At 60.2% G+C, this 20040-nt stretch carries 19 protein-coding genes and 1 tRNA gene; 12 read left to right on the forward strand and 8 right to left on the reverse strand.

All coding sequences use genetic code 11. The features are described 5' to 3' along the window. Position 1: 1 nt before the first annotated feature. From R6W86_RS15875 to R6W86_RS15900, 6 genes are all read right to left on the reverse strand, one after another. Positions 2–78, reverse strand: a tRNA-Arg gene (locus tag R6W86_RS15875). 101 nt (positions 79–179) lie between these two features. Continuing rightward, the gene (locus R6W86_RS15880) at positions 180–2024 is read right to left on the reverse strand and encodes a protein kinase domain-containing protein (RefSeq protein WP_410330335.1); all 1845 of its coding nucleotides are present in this window, start codon (positions 2022–2024) and stop codon (positions 180–182) included. 8 nt (positions 2025–2032) lie between these two features. Then, positions 2033–3631 (reverse strand): dihydrolipoyllysine-residue acetyltransferase, encoded by a 1599-nt coding sequence (locus R6W86_RS15885; RefSeq protein WP_410330336.1) that lies wholly within the window; start codon positions 3629–3631, stop codon positions 2033–2035. A gap of 26 nt (positions 3632–3657) precedes the next feature. Then, positions 3658–4635, reverse strand: coding sequence for an alpha-ketoacid dehydrogenase subunit beta (locus tag R6W86_RS15890; RefSeq protein ID WP_410330337.1), 978 nt, complete (start codon positions 4633–4635; stop codon positions 3658–3660). Between the two features lies 1 nt (position 4636). Further along, positions 4637–5821: a thiamine pyrophosphate-dependent dehydrogenase E1 component subunit alpha gene (locus tag R6W86_RS15895; protein WP_410330338.1), complete on the reverse strand. Its 1185-nt coding sequence runs from the start codon at positions 5819–5821 to the stop codon at positions 4637–4639. 181 nt (positions 5822–6002) lie between these two features. Beyond that, complete coding sequence (locus R6W86_RS15900) at positions 6003–6548, reverse strand: YaeQ family protein (protein WP_410330339.1); 546 nt, start codon at positions 6546–6548, stop codon at positions 6003–6005. A 342-nt stretch (positions 6549–6890) separates the two neighbouring features. Here R6W86_RS15900 and R6W86_RS15905 point away from each other — a divergent pair, with 342 nt between their 5' ends. The 12 genes from R6W86_RS15905 to R6W86_RS15960 all read left to right on the forward strand — a co-directional run bounded on the left by R6W86_RS15905 (position 6891) and on the right by R6W86_RS15960 (position 18266). Further along, positions 6891–7250 carry a CidA/LrgA family protein gene (locus R6W86_RS15905; protein ID WP_410330359.1) on the forward strand — a complete coding sequence of 120 codons (360 nt, stop codon included), beginning with the start codon at positions 6891–6893 and terminating at the stop codon, positions 7248–7250. After that, positions 7240–7965 (forward strand): LrgB family protein, encoded by a 726-nt coding sequence (locus R6W86_RS15910; protein ID WP_410330360.1) that lies wholly within the window; start codon positions 7240–7242, stop codon positions 7963–7965. The genes R6W86_RS15905 and R6W86_RS15910 overlap by 11 nt, the downstream gene beginning before the upstream one ends. Before the next feature lie 158 nt (positions 7966–8123). Further along, positions 8124–9686: an ABC transporter substrate-binding protein gene (locus R6W86_RS15915; protein WP_410330340.1), complete on the forward strand. Its 1563-nt coding sequence runs from the start codon at positions 8124–8126 to the stop codon at positions 9684–9686. 77 nt (positions 9687–9763) lie between these two features. Beyond that, positions 9764–10813 (forward strand): ABC transporter permease, encoded by a 1050-nt coding sequence (locus R6W86_RS15920; protein ID WP_410330341.1) that lies wholly within the window; start codon positions 9764–9766, stop codon positions 10811–10813. Next, positions 10810–11742 (forward strand): ABC transporter permease, encoded by a 933-nt coding sequence (locus R6W86_RS15925; protein ID WP_410330342.1) that lies wholly within the window; start codon positions 10810–10812, stop codon positions 11740–11742. Before R6W86_RS15920 ends, R6W86_RS15925 begins: the two co-directional genes overlap by 4 nt. Positions 11743–11746: 4 nt before the next feature. After that, positions 11747–12745 (forward strand): ABC transporter ATP-binding protein, encoded by a 999-nt coding sequence (locus tag R6W86_RS15930; RefSeq protein WP_410330343.1) that lies wholly within the window; start codon positions 11747–11749, stop codon positions 12743–12745. Continuing rightward, complete coding sequence (locus R6W86_RS15935; protein ID WP_410330344.1) at positions 12742–13752, forward strand: ABC transporter ATP-binding protein; 1011 nt, start codon at positions 12742–12744, stop codon at positions 13750–13752. The genes R6W86_RS15930 and R6W86_RS15935 overlap by 4 nt, the downstream gene beginning before the upstream one ends. Positions 13753–13827: 75 nt before the next feature. Beyond that, complete coding sequence (locus R6W86_RS15940) at positions 13828–14733, forward strand: LysR family transcriptional regulator (RefSeq protein ID WP_410330345.1); 906 nt, start codon at positions 13828–13830, stop codon at positions 14731–14733. 1 nt (position 14734) lies between these two features. After that, a complete protein-coding gene (pepQ, locus tag R6W86_RS15945) occupies positions 14735–16021 on the forward strand; it encodes a Xaa-Pro dipeptidase (RefSeq protein ID WP_410330346.1) in 1287 nt (428 codons plus the stop codon). A gap of 105 nt (positions 16022–16126) precedes the next feature. After that, positions 16127–16333: a bacterioferritin-associated ferredoxin gene (locus tag R6W86_RS15950; protein WP_410330361.1), complete on the forward strand. Its 207-nt coding sequence runs from the start codon at positions 16127–16129 to the stop codon at positions 16331–16333. Between the two features lie 89 nt (positions 16334–16422). Continuing rightward, positions 16423–16899, forward strand: coding sequence for a bacterioferritin (bfr, locus tag R6W86_RS15955; RefSeq protein ID WP_410330347.1), 477 nt, complete (start codon positions 16423–16425; stop codon positions 16897–16899). A gap of 8 nt (positions 16900–16907) precedes the next feature. Then, positions 16908–18266 carry a phosphomannomutase gene (locus R6W86_RS15960; RefSeq protein ID WP_410330348.1) on the forward strand — a complete coding sequence of 453 codons (1359 nt, stop codon included), beginning with the start codon at positions 16908–16910 and terminating at the stop codon, positions 18264–18266. A gap of 276 nt (positions 18267–18542) precedes the next feature. On the opposite strand, the gene R6W86_RS15965 is transcribed toward R6W86_RS15960, so the two are convergent. Further along, a complete protein-coding gene (locus R6W86_RS15965) occupies positions 18543–19661 on the reverse strand; it encodes a phospholipase A (protein ID WP_410330349.1) in 1119 nt (372 codons plus the stop codon). A 10-nt stretch (positions 19662–19671) separates the two neighbouring features. Further along, complete coding sequence (locus R6W86_RS15970) at positions 19672–20010, reverse strand: hypothetical protein (protein WP_410330350.1); 339 nt, start codon at positions 20008–20010, stop codon at positions 19672–19674. Positions 20011–20040: the final 30 nt, after the last annotated feature.

Consider the following 20040-nt stretch of genomic DNA (forward strand, 5'->3'; position numbering starts at 1 on the left):
ATGGCCCGCCCGTCAGGATTCGAACCTGAGACCTTTGCCTCCGGAGGGCAACGCTCTATCCAGCTGAGCTACGGGCGGAAGAAATCGGGCACGGTGTGCGTCAATTTCGAGGCGCAATCTTACGTGTGATCGGATGCTCTGTCCAGCCCTCAGGCGATCTTGATTGCATCGGCCCGGTTTCAGGTAGAACCGACTTCGGTTCTCGGGTTTTTTGGGTAGTAACGTTCGGGAAGGCGCTCGATGTGGGGGAAGAAGCGGGTGTCCTTGTAGGGCATTTTCATGTAGCCCGAGACGCCCAGTCCGGCGATCTGGTCCACGGCGGAGAGGATCTCGTCGAGCAGGCGGGCAAACTCGTTTTCCCGGTCCGGGTCGAGGAGGCGGTAGTGGCTGTGGATCTTCAGGTGCCGGGGCAGGGACTCGAAGATGATCATGCCGGTGTGGTGGATGTCGTTCAGGGCTTCCAGGGCCTTGATCATGGTCTCCGGCAGTACCAGGAACTCTTCCGGGTCGGGGCCGTCCTCGAAGTAGGAGTGCACCCGGGATTCGTCTTCCACCTCCGGTGCCGCACTGACTTCGTAGCGCAGTCTCATGCCGGGATCGATCCGGAAGGGCTGGTCCGGCCCGTCGCGGTCCACGTGCAGTGTGTTGCGGGCATTGAACAGGCAGCTCTTGAATATGCCCTGGCGGTAGATGGCCTGGGCCAGGCAGACCATGTTGTTCACGGCGCGGATGAAGGCAGTCTTCAGGCTGGGATCGTGCAGGTTGAGTGAGGTGTCGATGTAGACGCCGTCACTCTCCCAGCGCACGGCCAGGCCGCCTTCGACCGGATAGCGGCCCAACCGGCTGACGGCGGCCAGGAAGGCTTTTTCGGTCTCGCCCATGCCCTGCATGAAGTTCTTGTAGTAGCGATCAAGCTGGACGTCGTTGACGTCGCTGAGGGTTTCCGGGGCGTTCTCCTGGCGCAGGAATGACTTGCGGGAGCTGTACACTACGGTATCGATCTCATGATCGGAGGCGCGGGTCCAGACCGGTACCATGGGGGAGATCGGTCGCTCAGGAAGGTCAATCATCACGGTGTGCGCCATTCTGGGCATTTCTTTGAGGTAGTAATCACCGGCCTTCCGGCGGGCCTCCGGATCCGGTGACAGCATGCCGTCGAGCATGCGCGAAAATTCCATGGGCAGGCCCAGTGAGCTGGCCGGAATCGCCTGGTGGCCGAAGCGGCAGGATTGACCGGAGGCCAGCGCGTACAGGGTACCGGCCGCGCCTTGTTCATCGAAGCGGGGGGAGGAGAGCCCGCCGTTGAGTTGTTCTTCGCCAATGAAATAGACATCCCCCAGCCGTGCGTTGGTCTGCTGGAGGTTGTCGGACATCAGCTCCATGACATTGGCGGTGATGAACTGCTGGTTGGCGTCCAGTTGGGCGAATACCGACGAGCCCCAGTCGATCAGGGCGATGTTCTCGGTTCTGGCGTCAAAGACCAGGTTGGATGGTTTGATGTCGCCGTGCACGATGGGGCGCCCACCCGAGCTGGCCCCGCTGCGCAGGCTGCGCAGGATGTCGGCCAACTGGTCGGCGATGCGGATCACCAGCCTCGGCTTCAGACGCCCTTCCTGTAACGAGACTTCCTCCAGGTTGATACCTGCGGCTCGCTCCATGACCAGGATCGGCTGGTTGCGGGCCCGTTGGTAAGCTATCAGCCGTGGTACCCGTGGGTGGCGGACCTGCTCCAGAATGAACGCTTCGTCCTCAAGCCGGTCCTGCAGGTGTTGGGGCAGGTTGATACGGGTGAACTTGAACACGTGTTCCGGGCCGCTGTGACCGTGGCCCGGCAATCGGCCGGAAAACACGAAGCCGTACGCGCCCTTGCCGATCAGTTCAATGTCCCGGTAACCCAGTTGGCGGAGCTGGGCGGCGCACAGCGCCACCCAGTCCTTGAGCTTTTTGGCATCGTCATGGCTGAGCAGATAGATCGACTGCTCTTCAGGAATGTAGAACTGCTGAAGTTCGGCCTTCTGCTCCATAACGCCCATTAGCCCAGATGCAGCAACATGGATTGCGGCGATTCCAGGTAGCCTTTCCAGCGGTTGCAGAAGCGCGCGATGGTGCCGCCGTCGATGATGCGATGGTCGCCCGCCCAGCTTACCGTCAGGATTGCCCGTTCCACCACGTTACCATTGGCATCGAAGCGCGGCAGTTTCTGGGTCCGGCCCAGGGCGACGATGGCCACTTCCGGCGCGTTGATGATGGGAGAGGCATAGGTGCCGCCCAGGGCGCCAATGTTGGAAATGGTGATGGTGCCACCCTTGAGGTCTTCCTGGCTGACTCGGCCCGCGCGGGCTGCTTCGGTGAGGCGGGTGACCTCATCCGCCACGCCCAGCAGGGTCAGACTCTCCACGCCCTTCACATTGGGCACCATCAGCCCGGCCTTGCTGTCCACGGCCATGCCGATGTTGCAGTGGGGCTGGTAGTGGATCTCCGTCACCTCGTCATTGAGGCGGCTGTTGAGTACCGGGAACTCCTGAATCGCCAGGGCCATGGCCTTCATGAAGAAGGGCATCAGTGTCAGTCGTGAACCTCTGGCCTCGGCCTCCGGCTTGAGCTGTTCCCGCAGGGCGAGCAGATCGGTGACATCAATATCCTCACTGTAGATGAAGTGGGGGATCGTGGTCGCCGACGCCACCATGCTGCGGGCCATCGCTGCCCGGACGCCGCGGATGGGTTCTACCCGCGCCTCCAGCTCCCGCCCCGGCTTTCTGTGCTCGCTGGCAGCTTTTGCCTGCGTGGGTTCAGTGGCCGGTTGCTTGGGCTGTGGGGACGACTTGGGTTGGTCGAGGTGGGCCAGCACGTCGGCCTTCAACACCCGGCCATCCTTGCCGGAGCCGGTGATGTCTGCCAGGTCCAGGTTGTGCTCCCGCACCAGGCGGCGCACCGCCGGACTGGCAGGAATTCGTTGCCGGTTTCCGGTGGGGACCGGTTTCGCCGTCGCCGGGGCGCTTTCCGGGGCCGGCCTTGACTCAGCCCTGGCCTCGGCTGGCTCGTCCCGGTCCCGCGGAATGAACGCAAACAGCGGGGCGTGCACCCGGGCCATTTCCTGTTGCTGGTGGTAAAGCCTGGTGACCCGACCGGCCTTGGGCGCGGTGATCTCGACCATGGCCTTGTCGGTCATGACATCAACCACCGGCTGATCTTCCTCGATCTCGTCGCCTTCGGCCACACGCCATTCCACCACCTCGCATTCGACAATGCCCTCGCCGATGTCCGGCAGGATGAAGTCCTCTGCCACCTCGCCGGAGTCGGTTCCGGCAGCCGGGGCTGTGTCAGCTTCGGCTGGTGTTTCGTTGACAGTTTCCTTCGGCTGTGCGGCAGGCGCTTCGTCCTGTCCGCTCTCGCCATCTACTTCCACCAGTTCAAACAGTGGGGCATGGACTTTCGCGATGTCGCCTTCCTTGTGGTACAGGCGGGTTACCTTGCCCTTGTACGGTGCCGGGATTTCCACCAGGGCCTTGTCGGTCATCACCTCGGCCACCGGCTGGTCTTCCTCGATAATGTCCCCTTCGGCGACCAGCCATTTGACCAGTTCGCACTCCACGATACCTTCGCCGATATCGGGCAGTATAAAATCACTCATGATTGCTCTCCTGTCCTGATATCAAACTAGAAATCCACACTCGACCTGATGGCCTCGAAGACCTTCAGGTGATTGGGCAGGTGCTCTTTCTCCAGCACCAGCGGGAAGGGAGTATCCATCCCGGTGACCCGTGCGATCGGGGATTCCAGGTACAGGAAGCAGCGTTCCTGGATGGTGGCTGCGATTTCGCCGGCGAATCCACCGGTCAGTGGCGCTTCATGGGTAACCACCAGGCGCCCGGTCTTGAACACCGAGTTGGCCACGGTGCCAACGTCCCATGGCAGGATGGTTCGAAGGTCGATGACTTCACAGGAAATGCCATCTTTCTCCGCCATGTCGACTGCCTGTTCGATCACTTCCATCTGCGCGCCCCAGCCCAGGACGGTCACGTCCGTGCCTTCCTTGAGGACTTCCGCTTCACTCAGGGGCAGGCGGTATTCCTCGTCCGGCACTTCGCCGACGGAGGCGCGGTAGAGCCGTTTGGGTTCGAAGAACAAGACGGGGTTGGGGTCGTGGATGGCAGCCAGCAGCAGGCCCTTGGCCTGGTGGGGATTGCGCGGTACGACAATTTTCAGTCCCGGCGTGTGGGCGAAGTAGGCCTCCGGCGACTGGGAGTGGTAAAGCCCGCCGGCAATGCCGCCACCGTAGGGGGCGCGAATGGTCAGCCCGCCGACATTGAACAGGTTGCCGGAGCGGTAACGGTACTTGGCGGATTCGTTAACGATCTGGTCGAACGCCGGGAAGATGTAGTCGGCGAACTGGATCTCGGCCACGGGCACGGAGCCCTGGGCCGCCAGGCCGTTGGCAAAGCCGATAATGCCTTGCTCCACCAGCGGGGTGTTGAAACAGCGGTCCTTGCCGTATTTCTGTTGCAGGTTGCTGGTGGCCCGGAAGACACCACCGAAGACACCCACGTCCTCACCGAAACACAGTACCCGCTCGTCGGCAGCCATGGCCGTGTCGAGGGCGTTGTTGATGGCCTGAAGCATGTTCATCTGTGTCATCTCAGGCACCTCCCTTGGCGTGTTCGGCGCTCTTGGGGTAGGCGTCCGGATAGCGGCGGATGTGCACCTTCAGCTTCTCGAACTGTTCGGCCAGGGCCGGTGGCACCTCGTCGTAAACATCGGTGACCAGGGTTTCCAGCGGGGGTGGCGGGCGCTTCTGGGCCCGTTTCATGGTCTCCAGTACCTCCCGGCGCATGGTTTCCTGCAGCTGTTTCTCGTCGTCCTCGCTCCACCACTTCTTACGATCGAGCCAGAGTCGCATGCGCAGGATCGGGTCTTTCTCGCGCCAGACGGCTTCTTCGTCCTTGCTGCGATAGCCGGAAGGATCGTCCGAAGAGGAGTGGGCGGCGAGGCGATAGCTCATGGCCTCGATCAGCACCGGGCGGTTGTATTCCACAGCCAGGCTGCGGGCGGCCCTGGTGGCCTCGTACATGGCCAGGACGTCGTTACCGTCGACCCGGATGACATCCATCTTGTAGCCATAGGCCCGGGGCGCCACACCGTCGGCTGCGAACTGTTCGGCGGCCGGGGTGGAGATGGCGTAGCCGTTGTTGCGGCACAGGAAGATCACCGGCACCCGCTGGACGGCGGCCATGTTCAGGGCAGCGTGAAAATCCCCTTCCGAGGCCGCGCCTTCGCCGAAGTAGGTAATGGTACAGTGGCCTTCGCCCGCCAGTTTCTGGCCATAGGCGTAACCGGTCGCCTGGGGAATCTGGGTGGCCAGTGGCGATGAAATGGTCATGTAGTTCAGCTTTTTGGAGCCATAGTGCACGGGCATCTGGCGGCCCTTGCCGTAGTCCAGTTCATTGCCGAACAGCTGATTCATGAATTCATCGATGGTGAAGCCCCGATAGGCAAGGGCGCCCTGTTCCCGGTATTGCGCCATGATCATGTCGGCGTCATCGAGGGCTGCGGCACTGCCGATCACGGCGGCTTCCTCACCGGTGCACTGCATGTAGAAACTCAGTCGTCCCTGGCGCTGGGCGGCGAGCATACGCTCATCAAGAATCCGGGTGGTAACCATGGTCCGGTAAATGCGCAGGGCTTTGTCTTTGTCCAGCGCCGGTGCCTTGGCGCCCTTGTACAGGGAGCCATCCTGCTTCAGGACTTTGAAGGTGGGAATACGGAACTCTGCACCGTCGGTGAACGACGGGGTGTAAACAACTCTGGATTTTGTTGTTGTCATAATCCTCTTCCTGGGGTGGTGGCCTGAGGAACACGGCTCCCCTTGTGGGGGTGCCGATCATTTAAGTGTAGACAATCCGGCAGGGTCTGGTGCGACCCTGCACAATTGCCGGATGCTTACCTTAACGTAAACTGCGAAATTCGGGTAGTCCCTGCAAAAGGGTTTCACTGAGCCGGAAATCTCAGCGGGCCGGATACAGGCGCGTGGGCGTCAGGTTGACCAGGATGTTTTCGTTTCCAATACCGATCTCGCCGTCCTGAATGGTGCATTGCAGGCTCATGGTGCGTTCGGCCAGGCATGCCAGGGCCTCGGTGCCCTCCTGGGGCAGGTCGATCACGGTCAGGTTGTTAAAGCGGGAGAGCTTGTTCTGGTGTTTTTCCCACCACAGGGAGGCTGCCCGGCCACCATAGGTGTACAGCACAACCTTTTGGGCGCGGTTGCAGGCCTTGCGCAGACGGCTTTCGTCCGGCAGACCCAGTTCAATCCAGAGTTCGATCTCCCCGCTGAGGCTTTTTTGCCAGAGTTCCGGTTCGTCGTCGGTGCTCAGGCCGCGGGTGAATTCAAGGTATTCGTCAGCATTGAGGACAAAGGCAAGCAGCCGGACCATCATCCGCTCGTCGGTTTCCGAGGGATGCCGGGCCAGGGTCAGGTGGTGGTCCGCATAGTAGTGCCGGTCCATGTCGGCGATGTTGAGCGTGGCCTTGAAGACGGTTGCTTTGAGTGCCATGGGCGTCCTGTATTAGTATCAGTATGTCGCTTTGCGCCAGGGAGCCTCTTACTGACTCCGAATCGCCTCTGCGAGCCCTGAGAGCTGCAGATGCAAGGCGCGGTTCGCCGCCAATGGCCGTAGCCCTTGGCAAGAGCCGCAACGCGGCAGGTGCAGCTCTCAGGGCTCGCCCTTCGGGGCTTGCAGAGCGATCCACACTCTGCGTTACGACTTTTTGAAAGGCAGCCAGCCTTCCCGCAAAGTCGTGCCTTGACTGTAGACCGCTCTGCAAGCCAGAGGTGATCCGGAGTCAGTCAGAGGCTCCCTAGTGTAATGCATTCCTTCCCGGCTGAGCATGAACGCATGATGATGTTGCGTGGTTTTCTGGTATTGGTGCTGTTTTTTATCCTGGGCGAGTCCTTGCGGATGCTGCTGGCCCTGCCGGTCAGTGGCGGTGTGCTCGGGATGGTGGTCATTACCTTTACGCTGATGGTTAAAGGCAGTGTCAGTGATGATCTGGCCTCAGCCAGTCAGGGATTGATCTCGGTGCTGGTACTCCTGATCATGCCCGGTGTGGTCGGGGTGTTTTTTACTGCCGATCAGTTCTCGGGCCAGTGGCTGGCGGTTGCCGCTGCGTTGCTGGTCGGCACTTTCCTGAGCGTGCTCACTACCCTGTTATTGATGAAGCTGGTAACCGTGAGAGGAGAACAGCATCGTGAATGAACTGTTCAGTCGCCTCGGGACCTTGTCGGATACGCTGGCAGCTTCGCCGATTCTGGCCATTGGCCTGACCCTGGGCGCCTTTTTTGCCGGCAACTGGCTGTTCGCCCGCATCGGCAGGCCATTATGGTTGCCGCCGGTATTGCTGTCCGCCTGCCTGCTGTCCGGGGTGATTGCCGTCCTGGCGGTGGATTACCAGGCCTATCAGCAGGGCGCGCGCTGGCTGACGGTGCTTCTGGGTCCCGCCACGGTCGCTCTCGGCATTCCGCTGTATCAGCAAATGCACCATATCCGTGCCATGTGGCGCCCGATTGTGGTGACCCTGCCAATTGCCGCCACCCTGGCCGCGGTCTACGCCCTGGTTATTGCCTGGGCTCTCGGGGCCACGCCGGAGGTGCTGGCGTCGCTGGCGCCCAAGTCGGTGACGGCGCCGATTGCCATTGGCATCACCGAACAACTGGATGGGTCGGTGCCCCTGATGATGGGTGGATTGCTGATTACAGGTGTGGTCGCAACCCTCTTTGTTGACCTGCTCGCCCGCTTGGTGCCAGTGCAGGATGATCGCATCCTTGGCTTTGCCCTGGGCCTGAACGGCCATGCCATAGGCACTGCCCGGGCGTTTGAAATCAGCCATACCGCCGGGGCGTTTGCGTCTCTGGGCATGGGCCTGACTGGGGTGTTTACCGCGATGATCCTGCCGTTGGTGTTTCGCCTCTGAATCCTGCCTCCACATCAGATCATTCACTTGGCGAATAGCTCCATGTCGCAATTTCGATTGCCGTACGGGTTTTCCGAGACTAGCTTGTTACGCAGGCAATCGGCGCCATTTTGCGCCGATATTCCGTGAAAAATCCTAAAACAGTGACGGAAAACGCGATGAAAAAACTGATTGCAGCATTTGTCGGTTCCATGGCCCTGGCGATGGCGCCGGTAGCCCTGTCCGCCGAGGCGACCAAGGAACTGAAGATGGCGTACGACGCCGACCCCGTGACCCTCGACATTCATGAGCAGCTCTCAGGTGGCATCCTGCAGCTGTCCCACATGACCTTTGACCCGCTGCTGCGCTGGACCAGCGACCTGGGCTTCGAGCCGCGCCTGGCCGAGAGCTGGGAGCGGGTTGACGAGAATACAATGCGCTTCAAGCTCCGTGAAGGCGTGAAGTTCCATTCCGGTAACGAGCTGACCACCGCGGATGTGAAATTCACCTTCGATCGTCTGAAACAGAGCCAGGATTTCAAGGCCATCTTCAAGCCCTTCAGCGGCATCAACGTGATCGATGACTACACCTTCGAACTGGTGACCAGCGAGCCGTACCCGCTGCTGCTGAACACTGCCACCTATATTTTCCCGCTGGACAGCGAGTTCTATAGCGGCCAGACCGAGGGCGGCAAGGACAAGAGCGCCATTACCAAACATGGCAACTCTTTCGCCTCCGAGAACCTGTCCGGCACCGGTCCCTACACCGTGACCGAGCGCAAGCAGGGCGTGCGGGTTGAGTTCGAGCGCTTTGACGATTACTGGGACACCGAGTCCCCGGGTAACGTCGGCAAGATCGTGCTGACCCCGATCAAGGAGAACAACACCCGGGTGTCCGCAATGCTTTCCGGTGGCGTCGACTTCATCGCCCCGGTACCGCCCAACGACCTGGAGCGGATTCGTAACGACAAGAATGCCAACCTGGTAACCATGAGCGGTACCCGGATCATCCTGTTCCATATGAACCAGGAGCGGGTGGAAGCGTTCAAGGATCCGAAGGTTCGTCAGGCCATTGCCTACGCCATCAACCAGGAAGGCATTGCCGCCAAGATCATGAAGGGCTTCGCCACCCCGGCCGCCCAGATGTCTCCGGCGGGCTACCAGGGTCATAACGATTCGCTCGCCCCGCGCTTCGATGTGGCGAAGGCGCAACAGTTGATGAAGGAGACCGGTTACGAGGATGGTTTCACCATCACCATGATGGCGCCGAACAACCGCTACGTGAACGACGACAAGATCGCCCAGGCGGTGGCCGCCATGCTGGCCCGCATCAACATCAAGGTGGACCTGAAGACTCTGCCGAAGGCGCAGTACTGGCCGGAGTACGACAACCGCGCGGCTGACATGATGATGATCGGTTGGCATGCGGATACCGAGGACTCCGCCAACTTCTACGAGTTCCTGACCTTCTGCCCGGATGCCGACAGCGGCGCTGGCCAGTACAACGCAGGCAACTACTGCAACCCGGAAATCGACGCGCTGGTGGAGAAAGCCAACGTCGAGACCGACCTGGACAAGCGGGCCGCCATGCTGCAGGAAGTGGAACAGCGTCTGTACGACGATGCCGCCTTCGTTCCGCTGCACTGGCAGGACCTGGCCTGGGCCTCGAAGAAGAACGTGAACATTGAGCCGGTGCTCAACGTCATGAACTTCCCGTACCTGGGTGACTTGGTTGTGGAGTAATCGCCTTTGACGGCAGGCCGGCACTGGAGTGATCCGGTGCCGGCCTTTTGTTTGCAAGCCTTATCCGGAAGATTTCCATGTTAGCGTTTTTGGTTCAGCGGATTTTTCAGGCGTTGCTGGTCATGTTCGTGATCAGCGTGATCGCCTTTGCCATTCAGGATGGCCTCGGGGACCCGCTTCAGGAAATGGTGGGCATGTCCGTCTCCGAGGAGGAGCGGGAAGCCATTCGCGAGGAGCTCGGGTTGAATGACCCGATGGTGGTCCAGTACCTGCGGTTTGCCGGTAACGCATTGCAGGGCGACCTGGGAAATTCCTACTTCTACAGCAAGCCGACCCTGGAGGTGATCGCCGAACATCTGCCCGCGACCCTGGAACTGGTGATTGGTGCCAGCCTGATTATCGTGTTTCTGTCGGTGCCGATTGGCGTTTATGCCGCGATCCGGCCCCAGGCCTGGCTATCCAGATTCTTCATGGGTGTCAGCACCGTGGGAATTTCCATCCCGGTGTTCCTGACGGCGATCGTTTTGATCCAGCTGTTCTCCATCGGAGTGACGGTGAACTGGTTCCCGTCGGACACCGGCTGGGGGCAGTGGCTGAATGACTTCTTTACTACCGAGGGCGGTTTGCCGTCCTATGGTCGCAGCGATGAACTGACCCACCTGTTCGGCACTTGGGAATCCGGCTTCTTCACCGGTACCGGGCTGATGCATCTGGTCCTGCCGTCGGTGTCGCTGGCGTCGATCATGCTTCCGCTGTTCATCCGACTGATTCGTGCGGAGATGATGGAGGTGCTGCAGAGCGATTACATCCGCTACGCCCGAGCCAAGGGACTGAGCGACGGCCGCATCAACTTCCTGCACGCGTTCAAGAACACGATGCTGCCGGTGATTACCGTGGGTGGTGTTCAGATCGGCATCATGGTGGCCTACACCATCCTCACGGAAACCGTTTTCCAGTGGCCGGGCGTAGGCTTGATGTTCCTTGAGGCAATTACCCGCAGCGACATTCCGCTGATCGTGGCTTATCTGATGGTAGTAGGCCTGATCTTCGTAATAACCAACACTCTGGTGGATCTGATCTACGGACTGGTGAATCCCACCGTCAAACTCACAGGTAAGAAAGCATGACAACGGCAACGGTTTCCCGCTGGGACCGCTTCCGCGAGTCCTTTTTCTGGTACAGTTTCAAGCGCGACAAGGTGGCCATTGCCAGCTTTGCCGTGCTGCTGCTGATGGTGCTGGCGGCGGTGTTTGCGCCGCTGCTGGCCCCCGCCGACCCGTATGATCTGGCGCAGATCAACATCATGAATTCCGAACTGCCCCCGGTGGGCATGAGCGGTGCCGATCCGGCATTTCCCCTGGGCACCGACGCTCAAGGCCGGGATCTTTTGTCCACCATTCTGTACGGCACCCGGGTGTCGTTGATGATCGGCTTCGGGGCGGTGGTCCTGCAGGCGTTTCTGGGCATTCTCTTTGGCCTGCTGGCCGGCTATCTGGGCGGCAAGGTGGATGCGGTGCTGATGCGCATTGCCGATGTGCAGCTGTCGTTCTCCACCCTGATGGTTGCCATTATTGTTGGTGCAGTGTTCAAGGCCAGCTTCGGCAACCTGATGTTCGGTGAGATCGCCATCTACATGCTGATCTTTATTATCGGTGTGGCCGAGTGGCCCCAGATTGCCCGGACTGTTCGTGCCTCGGTACTGGCGGAGAAAAAGAAGGAATACGTCGACGCAGCCAAGGTGATGGGCTTCGGGACCCGCAGGATTATGTTCCGGCACATCCTGCCCAACACCCTGTCACCGATCTTCGTCATTGCGACGGTGCAAATTGCTAACGCGATTATTTCCGAGGCAGCGCTGTCGTTTCTCGGTCTTGGCATGCCGGAGACCCAGCCGTCCCTCGGGTCGCTGATCAAATCCGGTTTCGATTACATCCAGAGCGGCTCCTGGTGGATCACCCTGATCCCGGGCCTGGTGCTGGTGGTGCTCGTACTGGTCATCAATCTGTTGGGTGACTGGTTGCGGGATGTTATGAACCCACGGCTGTACAAGGGATAACACCATGGCACTGCTGGAAGTCAAAGATCTTGATGTGCGTTTTGCCGTGCGCGGCGGCGACCTGACAGCGCTGCGCGGCATCAGCTTCACTCTAGACAAGGGTGAGCGACTGGGGCTGGTGGGTGAGTCCGGTGCCGGGAAGTCGGTGGCCGCCTTTTCCATTCTCAACCTGATTGCCAATCCCGGATACATCGCCGGCGGACAGATCCTGTTTGAGGGCAAGGATCTGGCGGCCATGAGCGAACGGGAGCTGCGCAAAATTCGCGGCAATCGCATTGCCATGATCTTTCAGGATCCGATGATGACCCTCAATCCGGTGCTCACCATCGAGACCCAGATGGTGGAGGCCATCCTGGCGCATTGGAAGATCAGTAAAAAAGAAGCCCGAGCCATTGCTCTGGACCGGCTGCAGAAAGTTCAGATTCCCTCGCCGGAGAAGCGTCTGGATCAGTACCCCCATGAGCTGTCCGGGGGTATGCGCCAGCGGGTGATCATTGCCATCGCCCTGCTGCTGGACCCGGAAATCATTATTGCCGATGAGCCCACCACGGCCCTGGACGTGACTATCCAGGCGGAGATCATGGACCTGTTGCTGAACCTGTGCGAACAGGAAAATGTGGCGCTGATGTTGATTACCCACGATCTGGGCGTGGTCTCCCAGGTTACCCAGCGGATGCTGGTCATGTACTCCGGCCGAATCATCGAGCAGGGGCCTACCCGGGAAATCATCAACGATGCCCAGCATCCCTATACCCAGGGGCTGATCAACGCGCTGCCCCAGATGGGAGAACCCGGTGAGCGGCTGTTCCAGATTCCCGGCTCCATGCCCTCATTGAAGAATGTGCCCTCGGGCTGTCCGTTCCACCCTCGCTGCAAGTTCGCCACCGAGCAGTGCAAGCAGGCAGTGCCGGAGTATGTGCGCTCGGGTAATGTGAATGTGGCCTGTTACGAAGTCGCCAACCTGATTGAGCAGGAGAAACGCATGCAGGAGGCCGAATCATGACCTCCCCTTTGGTAAGTATTCGCGGTCTTGAGAAACGCTTTGACCTCTCCGGTAGCCTGCTGGAACAGATCACCATTGAGGGCGGGCACCTCCGCCGTAAACAGGAAGCCGTGCACGCCATCAACGGTGTTGATCTGGAAGTGCAAAAGGGCGAGGCGCTGTGCGTGGTGGGCGAATCCGGTTGTGGCAAGTCCACCGTGGCCCGCACGGTAATGGGGCTGATTTCTCCGAGCGCCGGCGAGATCCACTACGACGGTCAGCGCATCGACAATCTGGATGGCAAGGCGGCACTGCCTTACCGGCGCAAGATGCAGATGATCTTCCAGAATCCCTATGCCTCCCTGAACCCGCGCATGACCATTCAGCAGACCCTGGAAGAACCGATCCGTTTCCATCATCCGGACTGGTCACAAATCCAGGTGCGCGACAAGATCCACGAGGTAATGCATTCGGTGGGCATCGATCAGGACTGGGGCAGCCGTTTCGGCCACGAATTCTCCGGCGGCCAGCGCCAGCGCATCGCCATTGCCCGGGCCTTGGCGGTGGACCCGGAATTCATCGTGGCGGACGAACCGATCTCCGCGCTGGACGTGTCTATCCAGGCTCAGGTGCTGAACCTACTGATGGATGCCCAGGAAAGCCGCGGGCTGACCTACCTGTTCATCACCCACGACCTGGCAGTAGTGGAGCATTTCGGCACCCGTGTGGCGGTGATGTACCTGGGCCGGGTGTGTGAGCTGGCGGATACCAAAAACCTGTTTGCCACGCCCCGGCACCCGTACACCCAAGCCTTGCTCTCTGCGATTCCCAAGCTGGAGGATGACCGGCCCAACCACATCCGCCTGAAAGGGGAGGTGCCGACACCGGTGAATCTGCCGTCCGGTTGCGTGTTCCATGGCCGTTGTCCCTATGCCAATGAACGGTGTCGGCAGGAAGTGCCCCGGTTAATCGCTACTGATGGCGGGACTCAAGTGGCTTGCCACGCAGTGGAAGAGGGGCGGTTGTAACAGGTGCGCTGCGATAGGCTATGATGCCTGCAGTGACGCCCGGACCCATTCAATCGCATACCCTCAGGGGATTCTATGGAAGTACGCTGGCTGGAAGACTTTCTGGCGCTTGCCCGCACGCGCCACTTCTCTCGGGCTGCCGAGTTGCAGCACGTGAGCCAGCCCACGTTCAGCCGTCGCATCAAGCTGTTGGAAGAGGCCATGGGCACCACCTTGGTTAACCGCCAGAGCCTGCCGCTGTCCATGACGCCGGCAGGAGAGGTGTTCCGGGAATTGTGCGAACGCATCACCCGGGATGTGCGGGATACGAAGGATCGCATCACGGCTCTTGAAGCGGAGGCTTCAGCGCGGATCAGTGTTGGCTCCACCCAGGGTCTGTTTTCCCACTTCTACCAGAGTTGGGCTAAAGAGGCGGGCATTGCCGAGCGCTTGCAGCTCAACCTCAAAGCCACCAGTTGGATCGGTGAACAATTCCTGCAAGCCCTGGAAAGTGGTGAGTGCGATCTGGTGCTGTGTTACTGGCACCCGGATTTACCCTGGGGCGGACGGCTGACTGCCGATAGTTTTGATTGGCTGGTGCTGGCCCGGGAAGCTTTGGTGCCGGTCAGCGTTGCCGACGAGCAGGGCCATCCGCGGTTCCCACTGCCGGGAAGTTCCGAGCAACCGGTGCCATTGATTGCCTATCACAGTCGGGGATTCCTGCAGTCCTCCATCGAGGGCTACCTGGCGCGGCAAAAGCTGACCGCCAACCTGCTACCCCTGAACGAGAATACCCAGTCCGCCAGTATTAAAGCCCTGGTCAAACAGGGCTTCGGCATGGGCTGGTTGCCACAAAGGATGACGGAGAAGAGTGAGCAGTTCGGCAGCCTGGTGCGTGCCGGCGATGAGCGCTGGGACGTGCCCCTGGAAATCCGCCTGATTCGTCTGCGGGATGCCCGCTCGGACGATCTTTTGAACCTCTGGAAACAAGTGGAAGGATGACATGCCCCATAATGCCCTGTTGTCACTGCAGCTGGACCACCTGAAAGAGCTGCAAGCCCGCTGCGAATTGGCGCTGGCGGACCAGGGGTTCGACAGCCTGCTGATTGCCTCCGGCGCCGCCCCGTATCGCTTCGGGGACGACCAGACCTGGCACTTCCAGGGCTACGGCCCGTTCCTGCACTGGACCGGGCTGACCGGCCGCGAGCACTGCTGGCTCTGGATACGGGTGGGGCATAAGCCGGTGCTGTGGCTGTACGAGCCGGTGGATTTCTGGCACGCCAACCAGCCGTTGCCGGAAGAACCCTGGCAGACGTTTGTCGAGGTTCGCGGTAGTCAGTCGCCCAAGGCGCCGGTGCTTGATGATCCGGGCAGTCTGGCGGTGATCGGGGATCCCGCTCTGCTGGATGGCGTGCCTGGGGAGTCCAACCCGGAGAACCTGCTCAGGGCCCTCGATGAAACCCGGGTGCGCAAGACCCCCTACGAAATTGAATGCCTGGCGCAGGCCAACACTCTGGCGCTGGCCGGGCATCGGGCGGCCAGGGACGCCTTCACCGACGGCGAGAGCGAATTCGGCATCAGCCTTGCCTATCAGCAGGCGACCCGGCAGCGGGAAGCCGACGCTCCCTATCACAGCATCATCGGCCTGAACGACCATGCCAGCACGTTGCACTACCAGTATTACGACACCCAGCCGCCGGGCCATCCCCGCAGCCTGCTGATCGATGCCGGCGTCCGGTTCCGGGGATATTGTTCCGACATCACCCGCACCACCGCTGGCCCCGGGGAATCCCATTTCGCCGCCCTGATTCACGGCCTCGAGCGACTCCAGTTACGGCTGTGCGACATGGTCGCGCCCGGGGTGGATTACATCGAGATCCACCGCAAGGCCCACCAGGGCACCGCCGCCTTGCTCTCGGCCACCGGCCTGGTGACCGGACTGGAGGACGACGACATCGTCGAGCAGGGCATCACCCGGGTTTTCTTTCCCCACGGCATCGGTCATTTCCTCGGCGTGCAGGTCCATGATGTTGCCGGCAAGTCGACGCCCCCACCAGAAGATGCACCGTTCCTGCGCCTGACCCGCCGACTCGAGCCGGGGATGGTGGTGACCATCGAACCCGGACTCTATTTCATTCCGTCCTTGCTGGATCCCCTGCTGGAAGGGGAGCTGGGGCAGCACCTGAACCAGGACCTGATCAAGCGATTACGGGGTTGTGGCGGCATCCGCATTGAAGACAATGTCGTGGTTACCGAGACCGGAAGCCGGAATCTGACCCGCGACGGTTAATCCCGAAACGCTCCGTTGCACAAAATTGATCCAACGGGGTTGTATTTTTGGATGATAATGGCAATAATTATCACTAACGTTCATAACCGTTGGTGGGTTATTGCTATGTACGTCTGCCTTTGCCACGGAGTCACTGACCGGGAAATCCGCGAAGCCGCTGAAAACGGCGTCTCTTCCATGCGCCAGCTGGGCAAGGAGTTGGGGGTGGGTACCCAGTGCGGCCGCTGTGCCTGCACTGCGCGGGAGATTCTTCGCGAAAGCCGCTCGCCGGATTACCTGGCTCTGGCCAAAATGCTCGCGCAACCGGCCTGAGCGCGGTTATTGCCTCACTGTATTTTTCTCTTGCCCGATAAGGGGCTATCCTAAAAGGCTGATTCACCAAGCCAACAGGGAGTCCCGCTATGAAAGGCGACAAGAAGGTTGTCCAGTACCTCAACAAGGTCCTCGCCAACGAGTTGACCGCCATCAACCAGTATTTCCTCCACTCCCGCATGTACAAGGATTGGGGCATCAGCAAGCTGGCCGCCAAGGAATACGAGGAATCCATTGACGAGATGAAACACGCCGATCAGTTGATCGAGCGCATCCTGTTCCTCGAGGGCCTGCCCAACCTGCAGGACCTGAACAAACTACTGATCGGCGAGAACGTCGAGGAAATGATCTCCTGCGACCTCAAGCTCGAGCAGATTGCCCACGCTGACCTGAAAGAAGCCATCGCCTATTGCGAGGAAATCCAGGACTACACCAGCCGGCAACTGTTCCGAAGCATCCTGGACAGCGAGGAAGAGCATATCGACTGGCTGGAAACCCAGTTGGAAATGATTGCCCAGATGGGTATCCAGAACTACATTCAGCTTCAATCTTCTGCAGCGGAGTAACCCCGACAATGGACCTGTCCTGCTTCAAGGCATACGACCTGCGCGGCCGTGTGCCGGACCAGCTCAACCCGACCCTGGCCGAGAAAATCGGCCGGGCCTACGTGGAAGTGACCGGCGCGAAGAAAGTGATTGTCGGCTACGACATTCGCCTCTCCAGCCCGGAAATCGCCGAAGCCCTCAGCTCCGGCCTGATGGCTGCTGGAGCTGATGTGTTCGACATTGGCCTGTGCGGCACCGAGCAGGTGTACTTCGCCACCAGCCACTACAAGATGGACGGCGGCATCATGGTCACCGCCAGCCACAACCCCAAAGACCATAACGGCATGAAAATGGTCGGCCCCGAATCCCGGCCGATCAGCTCCGACAACGGCCTGAACGAGATCCGAGACCGCGTACTGGAGCCGTTTACCGATGCGCCGCAGCAAGGCCAAGACGAACCACTGGAAGTGATGAGCGCCTACGTGGACCACCTGCTTGGCTACGTCGATGCCGCGTCACTCAAACCCATGACCATTGTTTGCAACGCCGGTAACGGCGGCGCGGGTCTGGTGATCGACGAATTGGAGCAGCACTTGCCCTTCGAGTTCATCAAGGTCCACCACCAGCCGGACGGCCACTTCCCCAACGGCGTGCCCAACCCCATCCTCCCGGAAAACCGGGCGGCCACGGCCGATGCCGTGATCGAGCAGGGCGCCGCCATGGGCATCGCCTGGGACGGCGACTACGACCGCTGCTTTTTCTTCGACGAAAACGGCCGCTTCATCGAGGGCTACTACATCGTCGGCCTGCTGGCCGACCAGTTTCTGCGCAAAACCGGTGGCGGCAAAGTCATTCACGACCCACGCCTCACCTGGAACACCCTCGACCTGGTCAAAGCCGCCGGCGGAGAAGCCATCGAAAGCAAAACCGGCCACGCCTTCATCAAACAGCGCATGCGCGACGAAGACGCCGTCTACGGCGGCGAAATGAGCGCCCATCACTACTTCCGCGACTTCGCCTACTGCGACAGCGGCATGATCCCCTGGCTGTTGATCGCCGAACGCCTCTGCCAGTCCGGCCAGCCATTCTCATCGCTCATCGACGCCCGAATCGAAGCCTATCCGGCCAGCGGCGAAATCAACCGCACCATCGCCGATCCCCCGAAGATCATCGCCGCGATCAAAGCCAAATACAGCGTCGGCGCCAAAAACGTCAGCCAAGTAGACGGCGTCAGCATCGAATTCGACGACTGGCGCTTCAACCTCCGGATGTCCAACACCGAGCCGGTGGTACGTCTGAACGTTGAATCGAGGGCGAATATCCCGTTGATGGAAGAAAAGACAGAAGAGCTATTGGCGGAAATGGATAGGCTGAACGAGGAAGGATAACGCGGACGGCTGACGCCAATAGTCTGGGGCAAGGTGGCCGATACCACCGTCTGAAACTGTGCGGAGCCATGGATGGCGGAGCTCAAGCGTCACATGGGTGAGGCCGAGCGTTTATGAAGCGAAGCTTCATGCGACAGCCGAACGACTGCAATCTATGATTGCAGGCTGGACCCCGGAGGGGTGCCGCAAGGAGCGGGTTTCTGGCAGCCCTTCCTGCCCGCTCAATCTTCACCAAAGTCTGCTTGCCGCGGCCTTGCGCCTGCGCCTGACGATGAATCAGAGCCAGTCGTTCAACATAATCCCGATCCCGAACCTCTCAATCCGGTGGTTATAGTCAATCAGACTCTCCCCATACCCGTTGTAGTACTGAAAGAACCCCTTCAACGTCTCCCCCATCGGAAAACTGTACCCGAACTCAACGGAAGTCCGGTTATCCGACCGCAAATTATTCAACAGCCGCAATGAAAACGTCCGGTCCTCCGTCAGCTTGTACACCGCCTGGTAATTGGCATAGCCCAGGTACCGCTCGATATCGGCATTGTCATCGTTGCTGTTCTCCGGAATCCGGTACCACGGCTGCACCATGAACAGCCAGCGCCCGTAACTGTAGGCGGCACGACCCACGATCCGGTTCCAGCTCCGGGACCGCGGTTCCGACTGGCCGTTGGACTGGTGACTGAAACCGATGGTCACGCCATTCAAAGTGCCCGGCCCAAGGTCCCAGTCGGTCTGATAGCGCAGAAAAATCTCTGGCTCGTAATTGGTTTCCCGAAACGGAGCCGACTCATCCTGGTTATAGACCTGCCAGAAGGATTGCTGGGTATAGCCGAACCAAAGTGTAGTGGGATCCTCCAGGAGGCCCGTCAGCAGGGGTACCTTGAAGCTGATCTGATATTTGGCTTCCGCTTTGCGCAGTTCGTAGTCATAGCCCGTGGTGCCCAAACGCGGACTGGAAGGAAATGGGTTGGTGTCATCAGTCCAGGTGAGAGGCAGGATGTAGGTTGGGCGATGGCCCGCGAAACTGCCAGAGAACGAAAAGATCGCCTTTTCCGTAGCGACATACTGCTCCAGCAACGTATTCATAACGCTGTCGTCGTCCTCTGAATGCCCCGAATCCTCCTGGCTTTCTCCGTCCGCCAGACGCAGCTCCTCGCTCACGGCTTCCTCGGCCTGCTCCTGCTCGCCCTCACTGGCCGCCTGTCGCTCCTCGTGGGCGCCGAACACCCGATCGAAGCAGGCGAGCCGGCGAACCCCGTTTTCAATAAGCGCACATTGTTCGGCGGATAAATCCTCGGGTGGCTCGGTGCCAGTCTGCTGGGCAAGGGCCGCCGGAGCGGCCAGGGTGGCAAGACAAACGCTCAGGCCGGAGTTCAGCAGCCAGGGTTGATGCGTCATGAGGCGATCCTCAGGTTGCGTTCAGGCTCAACCAGGTGTTGGCAATGCCATACACCCAGACCCCGATCAGGGTGATCGCCAACAGAGCGAAAATGATTCTGTGGCGAGTACGATTGGCCGGATTGGCGGCCGCGACCCAGCGCAGGTACATCAGGCCGATAAAGCTGGCAAACACGCCCAGACTGGCGAAGGCCGGGATCAGCAGCCAGCCGGCGCCTATCTTGCTGCCATCGGCTGTCTGGCTCGAAAACCAGGCCATGGAGCCCAGCAGGACGGCCAGGGCGGAAAACTCGAGAATCAACAGCGGCTTGCGCCAAGGATGCGGGCGGTTGCTTTCGGCGTCTGGCATGGATCGGGTCCTGAAAGTCGTGTTGGTCGG

The organism is Marinobacter sp. (assembly GCF_046484525.1).
Classification (GTDB): Bacteria; Pseudomonadota; Gammaproteobacteria; order Pseudomonadales; family Oleiphilaceae; genus Marinobacter.

Bases quoted from the DNA above. Each gene is read 5' to 3' on its own strand.
- R6W86_RS15895 (WP_410330338.1), bottom strand. From the start codon at position 5,821: ATGACAACAACAAAATCCAGAGTTGTTTACACCCCGTCGTTCACCGAC.
- R6W86_RS15950 (WP_410330361.1), top strand. From the start codon at position 16,127: ATGTACGTCTGCCTTTGCCACGGAGTCACTGACCGGGAAATCCGCGAA.
- R6W86_RS15970 (WP_410330350.1), bottom strand. From the start codon at position 20,010: ATGCCAGACGCCGAAAGCAACCGCCCGCATCCTTGGCGCAAGCCGCTG.
- R6W86_RS15965 (WP_410330349.1), bottom strand. From the start codon at position 19,661: ATGACGCATCAACCCTGGCTGCTGAACTCCGGCCTGAGCGTTTGTCTT.
- R6W86_RS15905 (WP_410330359.1), top strand. From the start codon at position 6,891: ATGATGATGTTGCGTGGTTTTCTGGTATTGGTGCTGTTTTTTATCCTG.
- R6W86_RS15890 (WP_410330337.1), bottom strand. From the start codon at position 4,635: ATGACACAGATGAACATGCTTCAGGCCATCAACAACGCCCTCGACACG.
- R6W86_RS15900 (WP_410330339.1), bottom strand. From the start codon at position 6,548: ATGGCACTCAAAGCAACCGTCTTCAAGGCCACGCTCAACATCGCCGAC.
- bfr (WP_410330347.1), top strand. From the start codon at position 16,423: ATGAAAGGCGACAAGAAGGTTGTCCAGTACCTCAACAAGGTCCTCGCC.
- R6W86_RS15925 (WP_410330342.1), top strand. From the start codon at position 10,810: ATGACAACGGCAACGGTTTCCCGCTGGGACCGCTTCCGCGAGTCCTTT.
- R6W86_RS15920 (WP_410330341.1), top strand. From the start codon at position 9,764: ATGTTAGCGTTTTTGGTTCAGCGGATTTTTCAGGCGTTGCTGGTCATG.
- R6W86_RS15880 (WP_410330335.1), bottom strand. From the start codon at position 2,024: ATGGAGCAGAAGGCCGAACTTCAGCAGTTCTACATTCCTGAAGAGCAG.
- R6W86_RS15885 (WP_410330336.1), bottom strand. From the start codon at position 3,631: ATGAGTGATTTTATACTGCCCGATATCGGCGAAGGTATCGTGGAGTGC.
- pepQ (WP_410330346.1), top strand. From the start codon at position 14,735: ATGCCCCATAATGCCCTGTTGTCACTGCAGCTGGACCACCTGAAAGAG.
- R6W86_RS15930 (WP_410330343.1), top strand. From the start codon at position 11,747: ATGGCACTGCTGGAAGTCAAAGATCTTGATGTGCGTTTTGCCGTGCGC.
- R6W86_RS15915 (WP_410330340.1), top strand. From the start codon at position 8,124: ATGAAAAAACTGATTGCAGCATTTGTCGGTTCCATGGCCCTGGCGATG.
- R6W86_RS15940 (WP_410330345.1), top strand. From the start codon at position 13,828: ATGGAAGTACGCTGGCTGGAAGACTTTCTGGCGCTTGCCCGCACGCGC.
- R6W86_RS15960 (WP_410330348.1), top strand. From the start codon at position 16,908: ATGGACCTGTCCTGCTTCAAGGCATACGACCTGCGCGGCCGTGTGCCG.
- R6W86_RS15935 (WP_410330344.1), top strand. From the start codon at position 12,742: ATGACCTCCCCTTTGGTAAGTATTCGCGGTCTTGAGAAACGCTTTGAC.